The organism is Alteromonas sp. NFXS44 (assembly GCF_040148705.1).
Lineage (GTDB): Bacteria > Pseudomonadota > Gammaproteobacteria > Enterobacterales > Alteromonadaceae > Alteromonas.
This window is the reverse complement of record NZ_JAGDEA010000008.1, coordinates 20,084-37,722: the sequence shown is the minus strand read 5'-3', so window position 1 is coordinate 37,722 and position 17,639 is coordinate 20,084. Positions and strand designations below refer to the sequence as shown.

The window sequence follows — 17,639 nt, the reverse complement described above, 5'->3', positions numbered from 1 at the left end:
AAGACGCACTCAACATTTGCTATTCCCAGTGACATAACGACACTTAGCAACATTTTTAAAATGTAACACAATATGTTGTGTTTAGATATGCCAAAATAGGTTAAAAGTTTAATGGTTTTTTAGATTGGAATGTTACATATTTTGATAGGTCTAGCAGGACGGGAGGGAGCACTGTCTGTTCGCAACACTCTGGTTGGCCCCATGTGTTACATTCCCGTGTCATAGGAAGTACTGTTTTGCATTAGGGTACTGCGTACCCTAATAACCCGCATTAACGAGCGTTTGCTAAAATTTCTTGCCGTAACAGTTAACGTCAGGAAATGAAGAATTTGTACAGAAAGTTATTGTTCTCGTAGTTTGTAGAAAAGTAAGTTTATGAGGTACATTTTGAATTTGGTGGTGCTTCGCATCTATAAGATAAGGATATTGGCGAATGAAAACTCAAATGAATATAAATAGCTTCAAAGTTTTGGCTATTCTCTTATCGGTCTTCATTTTGACTGTTACTTTTGCGTTTGAAGAATTCAAAAGTTGGGCTTTGTACATTGTTTTTTTTGTCGGGGTGGGTAGCTTTTATATCCGTCGCGACCGTTGGTTCAATAAACTAGAAGGCAACAACACAATGAATACGTCGCTTGGTATTCTCTTTATTTGTGGTGTGTCAGCTTATAGCACTGGTTCTCCAGAACCTATTAATATTGGCACATCATTAACTAGCGCTTTGATAATGCTTAGCTACGTTTTATCTGCGTATAAAAAAGGTAATAGTGCCGCAAACTCAGCAGAGTTAATAAAAATAGACAGTTGGGACGTGTATTGCGATATCAAAACAGAAGTTCCAACTGCTATGAACGGGAACATAATTTCAGAGACAAGAGTAGTAAATCAGGTTGCATCAAATGTTACATACGAGGAAGCTTTGAAATTACTAAAAACGCTTTATGCCGACGGCAAAGAGCCTCATGCTGTTAGTAGTCGACAATATGAGGCTCTAGCCCCTAAAATGAATCAGGATGGCACATTTATCGGGTTCCAATATGATAATGCACCAAAAGATTCACCGTTTTGCTTTGATTCTTTAAATAACAAGAAAAAATAGAACCACCGCCCTAAAAGTAATATGTCAAGTTGAATTATTACAAATACCATCAAATTTCCTTATAAATGCTTTTTGAAGCTCAGGGGACCTGTTTAATTCATCTTTGTAGAGATTAATACAAACTTTCAAGTCTGATATGAATAGTGATCTGTTGATTGTTTTTTGTTCACGATTAATAGTTACTGACTGATGGTTACGAATATTTATTACCCAGTTATTTCTTGTACTTGCTTCATGTAGTAGTGCGCATCTTACATTCAGATAAAAATCAATAGCCAATTTTTTATCAAAATACGAACTAAAAGGCGCTCTTTTGGTAAGAAAATCTTGATAGATCTTTTTGCTTTGGCCGAAGCCATATTCATACCTATTTGATGGTCTAGTTGAAAAATTAGTGCCTTGGTAAAAAGTTTCAACTGCTTCAATCAGAGAGCAGATAAGTGTACAAATAGCAAAGCCTTCTCCTTTTAGTTTGTTACTATTTTGAGATCTAATTGCTTCAATTGCATTGAAGTATCTATGCTCCAACCTCAAGTCTAAAAAAGCTTTAGCATCATCCCAAGATTGTTGGTCGAACGATTTTTTCACGAGTTTAGGTCTTAATGTGTTCCAGTCACTAATCGTTCTGTCGCCAGCAATACAAATACTATTTTTCACCGAAATTCCCTTTACACTATAGTTATATCAATTAATAAGACTTAAGCTGGTTGACTTGAGGTGTTGATTCAGTTTTGTATGTCTTTTGTGTGCGTTAGAAATAATCAAAGCATTATAAAATGCATTTGCATCACCAATAAAAACAACCTGTTTCTTCGATCTAGTAAGTGCAGTATAGATAAGATGACGGTCTAGGTTGCGAGAATCTTTAATTACTACGATAACCCTTTCAAACTGGCTTCCTTGCGCTTTGTGTACCGTTAAAGCATAAGCGTGTTCCAAGTTTTTCAGTTCGCTGATAGACAACTCGGTAGTATTTCCTTCAAAATCAACTGTTACGGAATCATGGCTAAATGCGAGCACTTTTCCAACAGACCCATTACGGATATCTTTTTGATAGTCGTTTCTGGTATACATAACCAATTCACCAACTCGTAAAGCTCGACCGCTAATGTGATGAGTTACATCACCAAACTCTTCATGGTTAAATTTAACAACCTCTCCTTGAGAAAACTTATCGTGAACATGGCAATTTAAATTAATCACGCCACCATTAAGGTTTTTAGTTGGAGAGAGAATGAGTACGTCATTATTTGAGCCATTTCCACCGAGCGTTTCATAAACCTCCATGCATTTTTTCTCGATATCTTTTGGGGTACATTCGATAAAACTAACACCATCAGCTTTTCCAGCAAATGGTTTAAATTCAAGGTCTGTTTTCTCTTTATGAAAACCTCTTATTCTGCCAGCGATAGTGGGAATGCCTGAAGATTCTGCTTGTCTTTTAACAGCTGTAAGGTTGGCTTTTGGTATGGCTTGATTCACCAATGAATGAAGACTCAGCCCGATTCCGACAGGAGGAAGTTGCTCTTCATCACCGGTCAGTATGAGCCTGCCTCGGCAAGGTAGTCGCTTGAGTATTTTGAGTAGCGATAAAACATCTATCATAGATGCTTCATCTACGACGAATACTGCATCGTCGTCAATATCATCAGCATCAACGTTGTACATAAACGATGCAACGGTCATCGCTTCTCTACCTGTCGCTTCGGTAATTCTTTGAGCCGCTTTTCCAGCGAGTGCCATTAAGAATATTTGCTTGGTTTGTTCCAAAGACTCTAGAGAAAAACAAATAGCTTCTATTACCGTCGTTTTACCACAACCTGCACCGCCTGTGAGTATAGCTAATCGGTTCGTACTGCATTGAGTGATGGCTTCTCTCTGCTCTTGAGTGAGATTAAACCCAGCTCCGATTTCGAAGATATCGATTTTTGCGCTAATCTGCTTTTCCAGTCCCTTATTTAGTTTTGCCGAAGCAAGCTCAGCTATTATTTCGGCCACGCTTGATTCAATGATATTCATACTCCTGACTTGAGTCATTTTACCATCGACGATTATCTCACCTGATTCCTGAGCGAGCCGAAAAGCTTCGTTGGCCAAAGGCCCTAAAAGTCGTTTTATTCGGTATTTTGCTTCGTTGGTTGGTAAGCAAGTGTTACCTGCGTTAAAAGCGCTGAACATCACTTCCTTAACGTATGCAATCAGCCGTTGCGGAGAATCGAGAGAAAGCCCTAGACGGTTTAACGCATATTCATCTACCATTTTTAGGTTAGCCATAAATGCACTTAACACATAGGGATTAGACTGAATTTTTTCGAAAGCATCTGTTCCCCAGATTTCAAGAACTGATTCTGTGATGTTGTAAGGGACACCAAGATCATCAAGCAATTTAAGTGTATTAAGTTCCTGATATTCATTCAGTCCGTTAACAAGTCGAGTAGCAACATCTCTCCCTAGAATAGGTAACAAACGCCCAATATCTAAACTGGCTGCTATATCGTAAAGCTCATCACCAAAGAACGAAACGAGCTTTTCGGCTTTGACTTGGCTGATACCTGCAAACTCTTTTGATTCAGAAAGCAACCTCTTTAGGTTCTCATTGGAAGCTTTAGCAAAACGAAGTTCATTAGGCACAACTACATTTTCAGTTGCACTAGTGCCGTCTTTCCATTTGATCGTTTGTTTTTCAAAACTACCGCTAATAGACCAAATGTGGCCCTCTTTGAACATTGTTGGATTTGGGGCAATTTTCCAATCAGCTTTGACAATAAATCGTGTTGGAATGTCTGCCAAAGTCATAGCAGAAAAAATAACGCCGCCTACTTTACCACGACTGCGGATCTTTCGAATTTGCAATAAGCCTGAAAATGAACCCATTAAAGCCTTCCAGTTTCAAGCAGATAGCGTTCTATTGCTTCTAGACGAGCTAACTTCTTGTTTGACTTTTCCAATTCGAGTTTTGTTCTAAAAAGCTCTTCCTCAAGCGCTGCTGCCGTTTCCTGTACTTTTTTCATTGCCGCCTTGTCGCGACTTGAGCTGATTGATTCTGTTTTGGATGTTAGTTTCTGTGAACCTGTACGGGTGTCTTTAATCAGTATACCCTTCGATATCAAGTCTTGTTTTACGACCTCGTACTTCGCTCTAATCTTCGAGTTTTCTGTAATTCTCTTTCGGTCAAACTCGCATTCCCGTGCAATCATTTTTTTATTTAAATCAAGCTGGTTTGGTAGAGTATAATCTTCCCAGTCACCTTGCTTATTTCTTTCTTTGACGAACGCTAAGAAACGTTCAAGATTGACTTTGGCTGCTGGATTACTCACTAAGCCTCCTTGTGTTTTTTCATCTTGCTTGGATAGGTGAACTGAGGATCTATCCCATGATCTTCCAGCATCTGATAGCAATCATTCAACCTGAGCTTGAGTTCTGCTTTATCGGCCTTAAGCTCAGCGATCTTCTTGTCTTTTTTCTTAAGAGTTTCCTCATAATCTGTTGATGTCTTCTGGCCTTCAGACTTAAAGCCTCTCAATACCTCCCGTACCCTTTGGTATTCCTTCATGTATTTCTTATTTCGGTTGAGAGTCATCCGAGTAATGCCGCAGCGGTCGGCAATGTAGTCGTGTCCAAATTCATGTTTGTACTCAGGGTTTTTCTCAAAGAAACTAAGATTAGATAACGCTATGGATAGCCAAGGCGGTGACTTACTCATACGGCTTCCTCCGGGGTGAATACATGTACTACTGGTATATCGTTGTCTTTGGCGCTTTTAGCACGCTCATAAGCCCTCAGAGCGCTCTCACAGCCATTAATGGTGTCTATGCAAAACTGGACATGCTGATCCAATGGTTCTTGCTTGTTAAGCGTGTGAGACAACTCTTCGTAATTTGGCAACAGTGCAGCCAACTGTGTTTCGTAATGTACTTTGGTGTTGATGATGGATTGCTTCGCTTTTTCATCATCAGGATCTATTCCAAAATGTTGACAGCCGTTCCCATCATCACCCCGCAGACACATCATGCCTTTCTCACAAGGGCTTAAGTCTAAATCGCGATTACATGTTCCCCAAGGGGTATAGTGAACAACCGAAAGCGTATGATTAAGCGCATTTTCAATCTCGCTTTCGCAAACGTCATTATCTCTCATACGCTTTACACGTCGTCCTAACACATCATCAGGTGGTCTATCAGTCATGTAGCGAGATCTCATGTCTTCAGCTCGCTCCTTGCCGTTGCGATGGTCGTAATGTCGTGTTTGTCCAGCTTTTCTGCCCATGAACAAGTCGATCATACTTTCGTTTTTACCGGAGCGAAGTAGGGCAGTGGTTAGCCAGTGTCGGAACTGGTGTGATGTAATATTCACAATATTATTGTCATCGTTACGGATATTGTAACGCCTGAACGCTGATTTATTTCTAGAAGAATCTTCTGTCAGCCAGTTGGCCATATCACTAGTTAACATTGGTCTTGGTACAAATCCGTGTGATTTAGAACTACCGTTGAACATGTCATCTTTTACAATGAATAAGAAGTCACTGAATGGCATATCAACTGAATAAGACGTGGATGAAATTGTTTCACTGACTTCTCCGTCAACTTCATTTTCTTTAAATACCCGCTGTTGATATTCACGGTAATAATTCATGGCCATTGAGGCGAATTGCGTTTTTGAAATGACTATTTTCGATGTGGTATTACTTCCCGGCTTTGTTTTGGCGATAATTTTACCAACTATCGAATCTGCATAAATTCCTCTTTTCTCATTCCCATCCTTATCCTTTGTTATTCTTAATGAATTATAAGTAATGCCTGAGTTATGAATAGAACCGGTTGTACCAATTTCGTTCCTTAAAAAATACTCCTCAGGAGCGTATCCGTTTTTTTCTAACGCAGTTACAATCATGGGATGTCTGTCTGGAAAGGCTAATACATCAACAAACGCTTGCTCTTTTCGGCTTTCTACGTCTTTTGCAAATGATCTGAATTGTTCAGTTATTTCAAGGATTCGTTTATGTGATTGGATGAGGACATTTTGCCATTTTCTGGGAAGAGGACGTGCATTGGCAAGTTTGCCTTTTTCTGTCAGCACGCGTAGAAACCATTTATCGTTTGTCTCATCATAACCGATGCAATCCTTGTGTAATCTACATAGCTCGCCGACGCGTAATCCTAACGCGAGGAAAAAGGGCATAGCCAGAAGACGAAGCTCATCATAGTAAGGTTTAGGTTCTGGGTATTTGGCAAGCTTCCCTTGCGCTAATCGCCTTTTATCTTCGTCAAAACGCTGTTTAATAATGCCGATGTAACTATCTATTTTTTCGTTAAATTTTTTAGGTAAAGCTTTTGATTTCTCTAGAGCTGGATTTTTCATTTTTACTTTTGGTGCAAAAGTTCGGCATAGCTTGTTCACTACAATGAATTTTTTAACAAAGCTCACGATGGTCTTGTAGCGCTCAAAAGGGCCTCTGCGAATAAAATGTGCCTCAAGAAGTGGGATAACAGCATTCAACCTGTCTTGATTAAGGGCTAGTAATGATGAAGTGTCATAGTGATAAAATTCACCTAGCCATACTGTTTGGCTCATATGCCAAGATATGGATTTTGGTTCGCCTTTATGGCCTTTAATTTTATGTAGGATGTACAGTCGATATACATCAGCCCATATTCCCTCTATTGGGACCTTATTTTCTTCTGGTGTTGTGCTAGTTACTAATTCGCCTGATTCTGTGTAGGGGCGTGTAAAGTAAATGGTTCTGTTTCGATATACCCACGCTTTATCATCCCAAGTCCCTTTAATCTTGCCTACTTTTACAAGTGCATCAAACTCAGGAAGCGCAAGCTGTTTAAGCTCTAGAACACGTTCTTGAAGTTGTTCATGCTGTCTGCTTAGGCGTTTACTTCGAAGCGTGGTGATTGTGCTCATGATACTTCCCTGATAATGATTTTCTGAGCTTCAACAATCTGTATTGCCCCTTCGTAAGCTTCATCCAGTTGGTGCTGCACAGGCCCTGATGAGTTGTTACGTACGAAGTCACGCTCATCTTCAATTACTTTTAGCTGAGACTTATGATCGGCGTTCTTGAAAGGTCTGAATTGGCCGCATCCGTAACAACTCACTGAGGGATGCCATTCGCATCGAGATTGTTTAAGGCACTTACCTAAATTAACTAAGTCTTTGCCACGGACAACCGAGCCTTTAACGGTGTTATCGTCATCATCAATGATATAGCCTTCCCATCGGGCGATTGAATTTGAAAGCACTTTCGATGATTCAAATGTGTCATCGATAAAATCCATGAGATCACGGTTATATCGAAAGTAGTGGTCGACGGATGCTATGGATGAATGATCTAATGCAACCGCGACATCTTCAGGTGTTTTTCCTTCCAACACCATCCGTGTTCCGAGTGTATATCGGAACCTGTAAGCCGTTATTTTGAGGGGTAGTGGGTTGCCGTCTTCATCTTTAACGTAGGCGGATTTCAGCCCAAGCTGGGCCTGAATTGTGCCAGTAAAATCTTTGGTTATCCGAGAAGAACTTGTATGCCATGCATAATCTACCAATTTTTTAGCGTTTAAGTAGTGTTCATTAGCAGAGCTTCTTTTAAACAAAGGACGTGGACGGCGAATGCCGTCCAGGTCGCGTAGCGACCTGTCGGATTCGCTTGCTATTAACGCCTGAATATCATCAGCCAACTCTTGTGGTAATTGCCTCAACAAGAAATTGTTTTCATTTCGTCTTAACTGAGCAACTTTCCCTTTCACACGAGGAATATTGATAAACCAAGCAAAAACTTTGCTGTCGTAATATACGTCCTCTTCTCTGAGCAACGCCATTTGTATGGGCCTGAGTCCAAATTTCATGGCGAGTCTTACCATCACTTTGTGTTTTAATGACAATCTACCGTCTTGTATTGCTGTGGATATTTGTGCGATTTCTGAGCGTGTGAAAGGGCCGTTTTCATTGTCAAGCAAAGAAACTCTTTGTTTAGTACCGCTATTAGGTATCACCACTTCATCAAGCTTAAATATAACCGTCTCATCAAATCCCCAATACGAATTCTCAATTGCGTAGTTAGCGAACTGCCGAATAGCTAGCCAAACTCGTTGGTCAGACTTATTGGCTAACATAATAGCCGATAGCTGAGAGGATATTTCTTTAGCAAAAACCCTTTCGCTACTGAAAGCTTTGTCAGACAATACAATACCAGACAGGGCTTTGAAGCCTTTACTCTGATGATTAAGTGATGCTGGTGAACGTGATATTGCGGTATCAATCCAGCACTTCGCGGCGATAAAGTTGATGTATGAATAGTTAGAATAGTTATCACTGACGCTGTAGTTACTCTCATCTTTGCCTACGTTAATCACACGATGTTTCTTGACTAGATAACCGTAGTCATTTCTTAGCTTAAGAGTCTGTCCATGAAAGGTTTCTATTTCGCTAGGGAAGGGGTCATAATCACCGTTCAACTCTTCAATATAGTCGTACATTTCCTGATAAACATCAGCGATTTGAGGGCTAAGGTATTTTGTTTGTGCATGACCCATTTATACTGCTTCCTTTTTCGCTAAATATTCTCTGATACGCTTTTGCAGTAGGGCATTCGTGTAACGTTTCGGCATTGAGCTGGTTGATGACCAACCGCCCCATGTGGTTAGCGTATCTTGCATATCTCCTGCTTTTTTCATCGGAGAATTGGAGCCTTCATACTCGGTATCGATACTGTCTCGCAACTCTCCACCTCTCGTCACACGAAATTGATGGGGATGCACTGCGTTTTTTAATTCGGGGATCTTGCGGTACAGGCTATCGAGGACATACACCAGACCATCTGTCGTCATTGGCCCTCCGTCCTTTTCACTTACAAATAAATATGGAGTCAGTTTTCCATTAAACGACTTTCGCAGTTTCGGTCTATCTTCTTCGATGTAATCTATCAGTAATTCAGCTAATCCTTTAGATATCGGAAGTTCACGCCCCAGAGTTTTATGGGATGCGCCATCTCTACGTCCACGGTGCTCACTGTCGTTGGTGCGCTGTGTTTTAATCACAACCGTGGGGTTAGTAGTGAGCTTGAGATCCTCGCCATTGTGCCTAATCAACATTAGCTCTGATGCTCGACAGCCCAGTTCGCACAACAACATCACAAGACAGGCGTTACGCCTTTGTAGAGATGGTCTGAACGGATTGACATCGTTGATGAAGTTACCCTCGCTTGGGCGCACAATATCTCTAATTAAGTTAACTTGATCTTCCGTGAGTGGCTTTGCTGATTGCGTTTGGTTTTCCACCTCGGCTGAAGAATATTTCTTTTTGCCAAGGTGAGCGTTAATTCTGGCCACCTCTCGGCTGAGCGCGTCAGCACGCTCAATGTCTGATATTTTCTCTATATATCGGCTGTAATGGTATTGCAGAAAAAGCTTTATAGAATCAACACGTCGATTGAACGTACTGGGGCTGACTTGTATGCCATCTTCAATGTCATGAAAAAAATTCAACAACAGAAAAGTTGCAAGGTCGTTCACTTGTCGTCTTTTGATTATCTTACACGCTGCCGCATCTTCGAAGAAACGAGGGTAGTACCTGTCCACATATTCATAAAAGACGCACAGGTCTCGCAATCGACCCTTAACTGTATTGAATCTGTTGGTTAGCCATAGATTCCACCCCCACAGTGCAGCAGAAGGTTCAGGGAGTTCGTTTTTCCTCACATTAATCAACATCGGGAGAAGTTGATTCCCGTACTGAGGGTGAGGTATGCATTCGACTTGATAATTCATCATGGTGTTACATATTTAACACGCGATAAATATCCTGTCAATAGTTATAAAAAAGGGGCGAAGTGCCCCTTATCTATAAATTGTTGTTTTTATTGTAAAATATAGAAAGTTATCCACAGCTATGTTACATGTGGAATAACTCACGGGTCATATTTTACATGCACCGCCGGCACAGTCGTCGTCTTCTTCAATCACAGCGGTTTGCGCTTGTGGTTGAGGTTTCGCCTGGCCTTGTTTGACTTCCATAGAGCTGGTGTCGGTGTTGCCGTCACGGGTGTTATGATAATACAGTGTCTTCACACCCAGCTTGTATGAGGTCAGCAGATCTTTGAGCAGCAACTTCATCGGTACCTTACCGCTTTCATATTTGCCCGGATCGTAACTGGTGTTAGCAGAAATAGTCTGGTCAATGAATTTCTGCATAATGCCAACCAGTTGCAGGTAACCGTCATTGGACGGAATATCCCACAGCAGTTCATAGGCATCTTTCAGATTTTCATATTCAGGGACAACTTGCTTCAGTACACCATCTTTACTTGATTTGATGCTGATATGACCACGGGGCGGCTCGATACCATTGGTTGCATTGGAAATCTGCGAAGACGTTTCAGACGGCATCAGTGCAGACAGCGTAGAATTACGTAGTCCGTGCTCCATCATTTCAGCGCGCAGGCCTTCCCAGTCCATGTGTAAGGGTTCGTTACAAATGGCGTCCAAATCTTTTTTGTAGGTATCGATAGGCAGAATACCTTTAGAGTAGGTGGTCTCATTAAATTTAGGACACGCACCTTTCTCTTTTGCCAGATTCACAGACGCTTTCAATAAATGGTACTGCATCGCTTCGAACGTACGGTGAATAAGCGGATTTGCGCTGAAGTCAGAATACTTCACGCCATTCTTCGCAAGATAATAAGCGAAGTTGATAACACCTATACCCAGCGTACGACGATTCATAGTGGCATGGTATGCCGCCGGAACCGGGTAATCCTGATAGTCGAGCAGGCTGTCCAGTGCACGCACAGCAAGGTCGGATAATTCTTCGAATTCATCCAGAGATTTAATCGCACCTAAGTTGAACGCTGACAGCGTACACAGTGCAATTTCGCCATTTTCGTCGTTTACGTGCTCCAGCGGCTTGGTCGGCAGCGCGATTTCAAGACACAGGTTGCTTTGACGGACAGGGGCAACAGCCGGGTCAAACGGGCTGTGAGTATTACAGTGGTCAACGTTTTGCAGGTAGATGCGGCCGGTTGAAGCACGTTCCTGCATAAACAGACTGAACAGTTCCATAGCTTTAATTTGCTTCTTACGAATGGAGTCATCCTGTTCGTATTTCACATACAGTTCTTCGAACTTGTTCTGATCGGCAAAGAAAGCATCGTACAGACCGGGTACATCAGACGGGCTGAACAGTGTGATGTAGCCGTCTTTCATCATACGCTGATACATCAGCTTGTTGAATTGCACGCCGTAGTCGAGATGACGTACACGGTTTTCTTCAACACCACGGTTATTTTTCAGTACCAGCAGTGATTCAACTTCCATGTGCCACAGCGGGTAGAACAACGTCGCTGCACCACCACGAACACCGCCTTGAGAGCAGCTTTTTACCGCAGTCTGGAAGTACTTGTAGAAAGGAATACAACCTGTGTGGAAAGCTTCACCACCACGGATTGGACTACCCAGTGCACGAATGCGACCAGCGTTTACACCAATACCGGCACGCTGACTCACGTATTTTACGATGGCGCTGGCGGTGGCGTTGATAGAATCCAGACTATCACCGGTTTCAATCAGTACGCATGAGCTGAACTGACGGGTAGGGGTGCGCACACCGGACATAATCGGTGTAGGCAGAGAAATCTTGAATGTCGATGTTGCATCGTAAAAACGGCGGACATAATCAAGACGGGTTTCCTTCGGGTAGTCAGCGAACAGGCAGGAGGCTACCAGAACATACAGGAACTGGGCACTTTCATAGATGTCGCCGGTAACACGGTTTTGTACCAGATACTTACCTTCAAGCTGCTTAACAGCAGCATAACTGAAAGTCATATCACGCCAGTGATCGATGAAATCATCCATCGCCTCAAATTCAGCTTGCGTGTAGTCAGACAACAGGTGCTCGTCATACTTACCCTGTTCAACCATCTTTTTAACATGATCAAACAATTTAGGCGGCTCAAACTGACCATATGCTTTTTTACGCAGGTGGAAGATAGCCAGACGGGCTGCAAGATACTGATAATCAGGCGCATCTGTTGAAATAAGATCGGCTGCAGACTTGATCAATGTCTCGTGGATTTCGCCGGTCTTGATACCATCGTAAAATTGGATCTGAGCTTTGATTTCTACCTGAGAAACAGAAACGTTATTTAACCCTTCTGCTGCCCACGTGATCACTTTATGGATCTTATCTAACTCAATGACTTCTTTTTCGCCATTGCGTTTAGTGACATACAAGTTGTTGTTCATTTGTACTGGCCGTTAGTTTGTTAGCGCATGAAGCAAGGGTTGGCACCCTTTTCATCTTTATAAAATTGAATTTGCTAAGCCTTGAAAGCTTGATCCAGCAGAGATCCCTTACTGCCTGGCGGGATCCCGTGTTTTTGTACTACTTTATTGTTCTAAAACACCCGTCGGACAAGACACAAGATAGTGAGGTTTGCGTGGTTTTGCAACCCAATATCTGGTGGTTTATCCAGCGATCAAAACGGTCCCTGAAAAAGGTTAGTGGTAACTCACCTATGAGCGGCATGACTAAGCCAAATCAGACAGATGCAACCATTTTTTACTTTTTTTGATCGCCGGTTAAAAAGTTTTAATCGCTCAAAGCGGGTTGGTTACAAATACGACATATAGCGTAATATTTATTCTTAAATACTATATATAGTGTTTACTGCAGGCTTTTTTGCGTATGGACGATGTAGTTCACATCGATGTTTTTGTCCGATAAGTAGAACTGGCGGCTTAGCGGATCCATATGCAGACCTGTGGTGTTTCTGGCAAACAGATCAACCTTATCGGTCATTGCCATTAATTCTGAAGGCTTAATGAAACGGGCATGCTGATGCGTGCCTTTTGGTACCAGTTTGAGGATATATTCGGCACCAACGATGCCCATCAGCCAGGATTTCACATTTCTGTTTAAAGTAGACAGAAATACATGGCCACCGGGCTTAACCAGCCTGGCGCAGGCAGTGATGATCGATGCCGGATCAGGAACGTGCTCGAGCATTTCCATACACGTCACCACATCGAACTCTCCGGGTCTTTGTTCTGCAAAGTCTTCTGCAGAAACACACTGATAATCAACTTTTACATCGGATTCCAGACCATGAAGTTTAGCAACCTCTAAAGAAGCAGACGCCAAATCAATACCGGTAACATCAGCACCCAGTTTAGCCATGGATTCTGCAAGAATGCCGCCTCCACAACCAATATCCAGCACTTTCTTTTCAAACAGACCATCACAGTGCTGCTGCACAAAATCAAGTCTTAACGGGTTGATTAAGTGCAGGGGTTTGAATTCACTTTCGGTATCCCACCAACGGGAGGCCAGTTCACTGAATTTGGCAATTTCTTGTTCATCGACATTCGACATACTGGTGCTCGTATTATCAGATAGAGGAGATTGATTTTGATAAATACGATACATGATCAAAGCAGTAAAAGGGACGATTTGTGTATTAAAGTGGATTAATTGTGTGAAAAGTAATCGGTTGGTAATAACAGCCCCATTTGCAGGTATTAAGCGCTACATAAATCTGTCATCCGGTGATACACTCAATGATTACTTGTAAAACCCATAATAAGAAAGCGCTGTTCTTAGCTGCATTTTAAAGTGCGTGACATTGGATACGCTTGAACTTGAATCAAGGGACATAGCAGTTTATGACTGATAACGCTAAAGAAATTCTCCCCATAAATATCGAGGAAGAGCTTAAAAACTCCTACCTTGATTATGCGATGAGCGTTATTGTCGGGCGAGCATTGCCTGACGTAAGGGACGGCCTCAAGCCGGTTCACCGCCGCGTACTCTTCGCGATGAACGAACTCAAAAACGACTTCAATAAACCGTATAAGAAATCCGCCCGTGTGGTGGGTGATGTTATCGGTAAATATCACCCTCATGGTGACAGTGCGGTATACGACACAATTGTACGTATGGCACAGCCATTCTCTTTACGTTACATGTTGGTAGACGGGCAGGGTAACTTCGGTTCTGTAGACGGCGACTCTGCCGCGGCCATGCGTTATACCGAAGTACGTATGGCTAAAATTGCCCATGAGTTACTGGCGGATCTTGATAAAGAAACCGTAGATTTCGTACCTAACTATGACGGTACAGAGCAAATCCCTGAGGTTTTACCTACCAAGGTGCCGAACCTGCTGGTAAACGGCTCTTCCGGTATTGCCGTTGGTATGGCAACAAACATTCCGCCCCACAACCTCACTGAGGTGGTTAACGGCTGTATCGCAATGATAGAGAATCCTGCCGTTACCATTGAAGAGCTGATGCAGTATATTCCGGGTCCGGATTTCCCTACTGCGGCGATGATCAGTGGACGTAAAGGTATTGATGATGCTTACCGTACCGGTCGTGGCAAAATCTATATGCGTGCCAAAGCGGAAATCGAAACTGACAGTAATGGTAAAGAAACCATCGTTGTTAATGAGATCCCTTATCAGGTAAACAAAGCCCGCCTGATTGAAAAGATCGCTGAACTGGTAAAAGAAAAACGTATCGAAGGTATTTCTGCCCTGCGCGATGAGTCTGACAAAGACGGTATGCGCATTGTTGTTGAAGTAAAACGCAACGAGTCGGCGGAAGTATTGCTTAACCACCTGTATGCCAATACCCAGCTACAAACGGTATTCGGTATTAATATGGTGGCACTGGATAACGGTCAGCCTAAAGTATTTAACCTCAAGGAAATGCTAGAGGCGTTTATCCTTCACCGTCGTGAAGTGGTTACCCGCCGTACGGTATATGAACTGCGTAAAGCGCGGGACCGTGCCCATATCCTTGAAGGTCTTGCCATTGCACTGACCAACATCGATCCTATCATTGAGCTTATTAAAGCTTCGCCGAGTCCATCTGAAGCCAAGAAAGCTTTAGTTGCTCAGGGCTGGAACCTGGGTGATGTTGCTGACATGCTTGAGCGTGCCGGTGATGATGCAGCCCGTCCGGACTGGCTGACGCCGGAATTTGGTATCCGTGATGGCAAGTACTTCCTGACAGAACAACAGGCACAGGCCATCCTTGATCTGCGTTTGCATAAACTGACAGGTCTTGAGCACGAAAAAATCCTTGATGAGTATAAAGAGTTACTGGCTATCATCGCGGAGCTGCTACACATCTTACAAAGCCCTGAGCGCTTGATGGAAGTCATCCGTGAAGAGCTCGAAAAAGTCCGTGATGAGTTTGGTGATGAACGTCGCACAGAGATCACGGCTGCAAGCCATGACATTGATATTGAAGATTTGATTGAGCAGGAAGACGTTGTTGTGACGCTGTCCCGCGAAGGCTATGTGAAATATCAGAAACTGACTGAATATGAAGCGCAGCGCCGTGGTGGTAAAGGTAAGTCAGCGACGAAGATGAAAGATGAAGATTTCATTGAGCGTCTGCTGGTTGCGAATACCCACGACCATATCCTGTGTTTCTCTACCCGTGGCCGTCTGTACTGGTTGAAGGTTTATCAGTTACCGTTTGCCAGCCGGAATGCCCGCGGTAAGCCGATTGTAAATATTCTGCCGCTGGAAAGTGACGAGCGGATCACTGCCATTCTGCCTATCAAAGAATTTGAAGAAGGCAAGTTTGTACTCATGGCGACAGCCAACGGTACGGTGAAAAAGACTGATTTGAGTCTGTACTCCAGACCACGCTCCAGTGGAATTATTGCCGTTAACCTTAATGAAGGCGATGAACTGATTGGCGTATCAATCACCCACGGTGACGACGACATCATGCTGTTCTCTGACGAAGGTAAAGTGGTTCGTTTTAACGAAAAACTGCGCGACTCAGAAACAGGTGAAGTGAAACGTGATCCGGAAACCGGTGAAGAGTTGCAGGCTCTGCGTCCTATGGGCAGAACAGCAACGGGTGTTCGCGGTATTAAACTGCAGGAAGGTCAGCGTGTGGTATCCCTGATTGTTCCCCGTGGTGACGGCGCCATCCTTACTGCGACTGAAAACGGTTATGGTAAACGTACGCCGCTTGAAGATTACCCGGCTAAGAGTCGTGCGACTCAGGGCGTGGTGTCTATCAAAGTGTCAGAACGTAACGGTAAAGTTGTCGGCGCTGTACAGGTTGATGAAACTGACGAAATCATGCTTATCAGCAACATGGGCACACTTGTACGTACCCGTGTCGGTGAAGTGTCTACGGTTGGGCGTAACACCCAGGGTGTACGTCTTATCAGAACTGCTGATGATGAGAAAGTAGTAGGTCTTCAACGTATCGAAGAAGTGATCGACGAAGAACTTGAGCTGGAAGAAGGCGGGGAAAACACCGCTGAAGAAGCATCTACTAACAATGATGCCGCTGTCTCAGACAGCGATAAGCCAACGACAGAAGAATAAGCCGGCGCGCTGTTAACTGCAGCGCGTTTTAACTCTTATTCAACAAGCGGCTTTTGCCGCTTGTTGTGTTTACAGGTGTTGAAATAATCTATGAGTAATGTATTTAACTTCAGTGCTGGACCCGCAATGTTACCTGCAGAGGTCATGCAACAGGCACAGGCGGAATTTCTGAACTGGCGTGATTCAGGCTGCTCTGTCATGGAAGTCAGCCATCGTGGCAAAGATTTTATTGAAGTTGCCGCTACAGCAGAGCAGGACCTGCGCGACTTACTGGCCGTACCGGACAATTACAAAGTGCTTTTTGCCCATGGTGGCGGCCGCGGACAGTTTGCCTCTGTGCCGCTGAACATCTCTCAAGCCGGTGACACATCTTTGCACATGGTTACCGGCTCCTGGTCGAAAGGGGCCGTTGCTGAGGCATCTAAATACAACAATGCCAAAGTGATTGGTGAAACCATCGACATTGACGGACTGAAATCAGTCGCAAGAGTCAATGCCGGCGATGTTGACCAGAATGCGGCTTACCTGCATTTTTGCCCCAATGAAACCGTTGATGGTATTGCTTTTGACTGGATACCTGAGGCTGGTAAGGTACCGCTGGTATCTGATATGTCTTCTTGTATTTTGTCGCAACCACTGGATGTGGCGGCACACGGCATCATTTATGCCGGTGCACAGAAAAATATCGGTCCTTCCGGTTTATCGGTATTAATTGTTCGCGACGACCTTATCGGTAAAGCGCGTAAAGAAACCCCGTCCATTTTCGATTTTGAATTGATGGCTAATCACGATTCAATGTATAACACACCGCCCACTTTCTCATGGTATCTGGCGGGTCTCGTGTTCAAATGGCTGAAGAACAATGGTGGCCTGAGCGCCATGCAAAAACGCAACGATGAGAAAGCGGCGTTACTGTACAGTGCTATCGATAACAGTGATTTCTACTCAAACCCGGTGCATCCTGACAACCGTTCTAAAATGAATGTGCCTTTCCATCTGGCAGATGACGGCTTGAATCAGGCATTTTTAGAACAGGCTGAAGCTGCCGGACTCAAAGCGTTGAAAGGGCACCGCTCTGTGGGCGGGATGCGCGCCAGTATCTACAACGCAATGCCGGTTGAAGGTGTTGTGGCACTGGTTGAATTTATGCAGCAATTTGAAAAGCAAAACGGGTGAGT

12 protein-coding genes are annotated in these 17,639 nt (G+C 43.4%); 3 read left to right on the top strand and 9 right to left on the bottom strand.

All coding sequences use genetic code 11. From position 1 onward, the window contains the following. The first annotated feature begins 433 nt into the window (after window positions 1-433). Window positions 434-1,099: a hypothetical protein gene (locus J3369_RS11200; RefSeq protein WP_349586776.1), complete on the top strand. Its 666-nt coding sequence runs from the start codon at window positions 434-436 to the stop codon at window positions 1,097-1,099. 24 nt (window positions 1,100-1,123) lie between these two features. Here the strand turns inward: J3369_RS11200 and J3369_RS11195 are convergent, their stop codons facing one another. The 9 genes from J3369_RS11195 to ubiG form a co-directional block, all read right to left on the bottom strand. Beyond that, entirely contained in the window at window positions 1,124-1,756 is a 633-nt protein-coding gene (locus J3369_RS11195) for a hypothetical protein (protein ID WP_349586773.1), read from the bottom strand. 27 nt (window positions 1,757-1,783) lie between these two features. Continuing rightward, the gene (locus J3369_RS11190; protein ID WP_349586771.1) at window positions 1,784-3,973 is read right to left on the bottom strand and encodes an AAA family ATPase; all 2,190 of its coding nucleotides are present in this window, start codon (window positions 3,971-3,973) and stop codon (window positions 1,784-1,786) included. After that, window positions 3,973-4,416, bottom strand: a complete 444-nt coding sequence (locus J3369_RS11185) for a VPA1267 family protein (protein WP_349586768.1) — start codon at window positions 4,414-4,416, stop codon at window positions 3,973-3,975. The genes J3369_RS11190 and J3369_RS11185 overlap by 1 nt, the downstream gene beginning before the upstream one ends. Beyond that, a complete protein-coding gene (locus tag J3369_RS11180) occupies window positions 4,416-4,802 on the bottom strand; it encodes a hypothetical protein (RefSeq protein ID WP_349586766.1) in 387 nt (128 codons plus the stop codon). The genes J3369_RS11185 and J3369_RS11180 overlap by 1 nt, the downstream gene beginning before the upstream one ends. Further along, on the bottom strand, window positions 4,799-7,012 hold the full coding sequence (locus J3369_RS11175; RefSeq protein ID WP_349586763.1) for a hypothetical protein: 2,214 nt from the start codon (window positions 7,010-7,012) through the stop codon (window positions 4,799-4,801). Before J3369_RS11175 ends, J3369_RS11180 begins: the two co-directional genes overlap by 4 nt. Continuing rightward, on the bottom strand, window positions 7,009-8,640 hold the full coding sequence (locus tag J3369_RS11170) for a site-specific integrase (RefSeq protein ID WP_349586761.1): 1,632 nt from the start codon (window positions 8,638-8,640) through the stop codon (window positions 7,009-7,011). Before J3369_RS11170 ends, J3369_RS11175 begins: the two co-directional genes overlap by 4 nt. Next, entirely contained in the window at window positions 8,641-9,618 is a 978-nt protein-coding gene (locus tag J3369_RS11165; RefSeq protein ID WP_349586759.1) for a site-specific integrase, read from the bottom strand. 402 nt (window positions 9,619-10,020) lie between these two features. Then, window positions 10,021-12,348 (bottom strand): class 1a ribonucleoside-diphosphate reductase subunit alpha, encoded by a 2,328-nt coding sequence (nrdA, locus tag J3369_RS11160; RefSeq protein ID WP_349586756.1) that lies wholly within the window; start codon window positions 12,346-12,348, stop codon window positions 10,021-10,023. Window positions 12,349-12,769: 421 nt separating this feature from the next. Further along, window positions 12,770-13,477, bottom strand: coding sequence for a bifunctional 2-polyprenyl-6-hydroxyphenol methylase/3-demethylubiquinol 3-O-methyltransferase UbiG (gene ubiG, locus J3369_RS11155; RefSeq protein WP_349586753.1), 708 nt, complete (start codon window positions 13,475-13,477; stop codon window positions 12,770-12,772). A 290-nt stretch (window positions 13,478-13,767) separates the two neighbouring features. Between ubiG and gyrA the strand changes: the two genes are divergently transcribed. Continuing rightward, window positions 13,768-16,461, top strand: coding sequence for a DNA topoisomerase (ATP-hydrolyzing) subunit A (gyrA, locus tag J3369_RS11150; RefSeq protein ID WP_349586750.1), 2,694 nt, complete (start codon window positions 13,768-13,770; stop codon window positions 16,459-16,461). Window positions 16,462-16,551: 90 nt separating this feature from the next. Next, entirely contained in the window at window positions 16,552-17,637 is a 1,086-nt protein-coding gene (gene serC, locus J3369_RS11145; protein ID WP_303574713.1) for a 3-phosphoserine/phosphohydroxythreonine transaminase, read from the top strand. Window positions 17,638-17,639 lie beyond the last annotated feature (2 nt).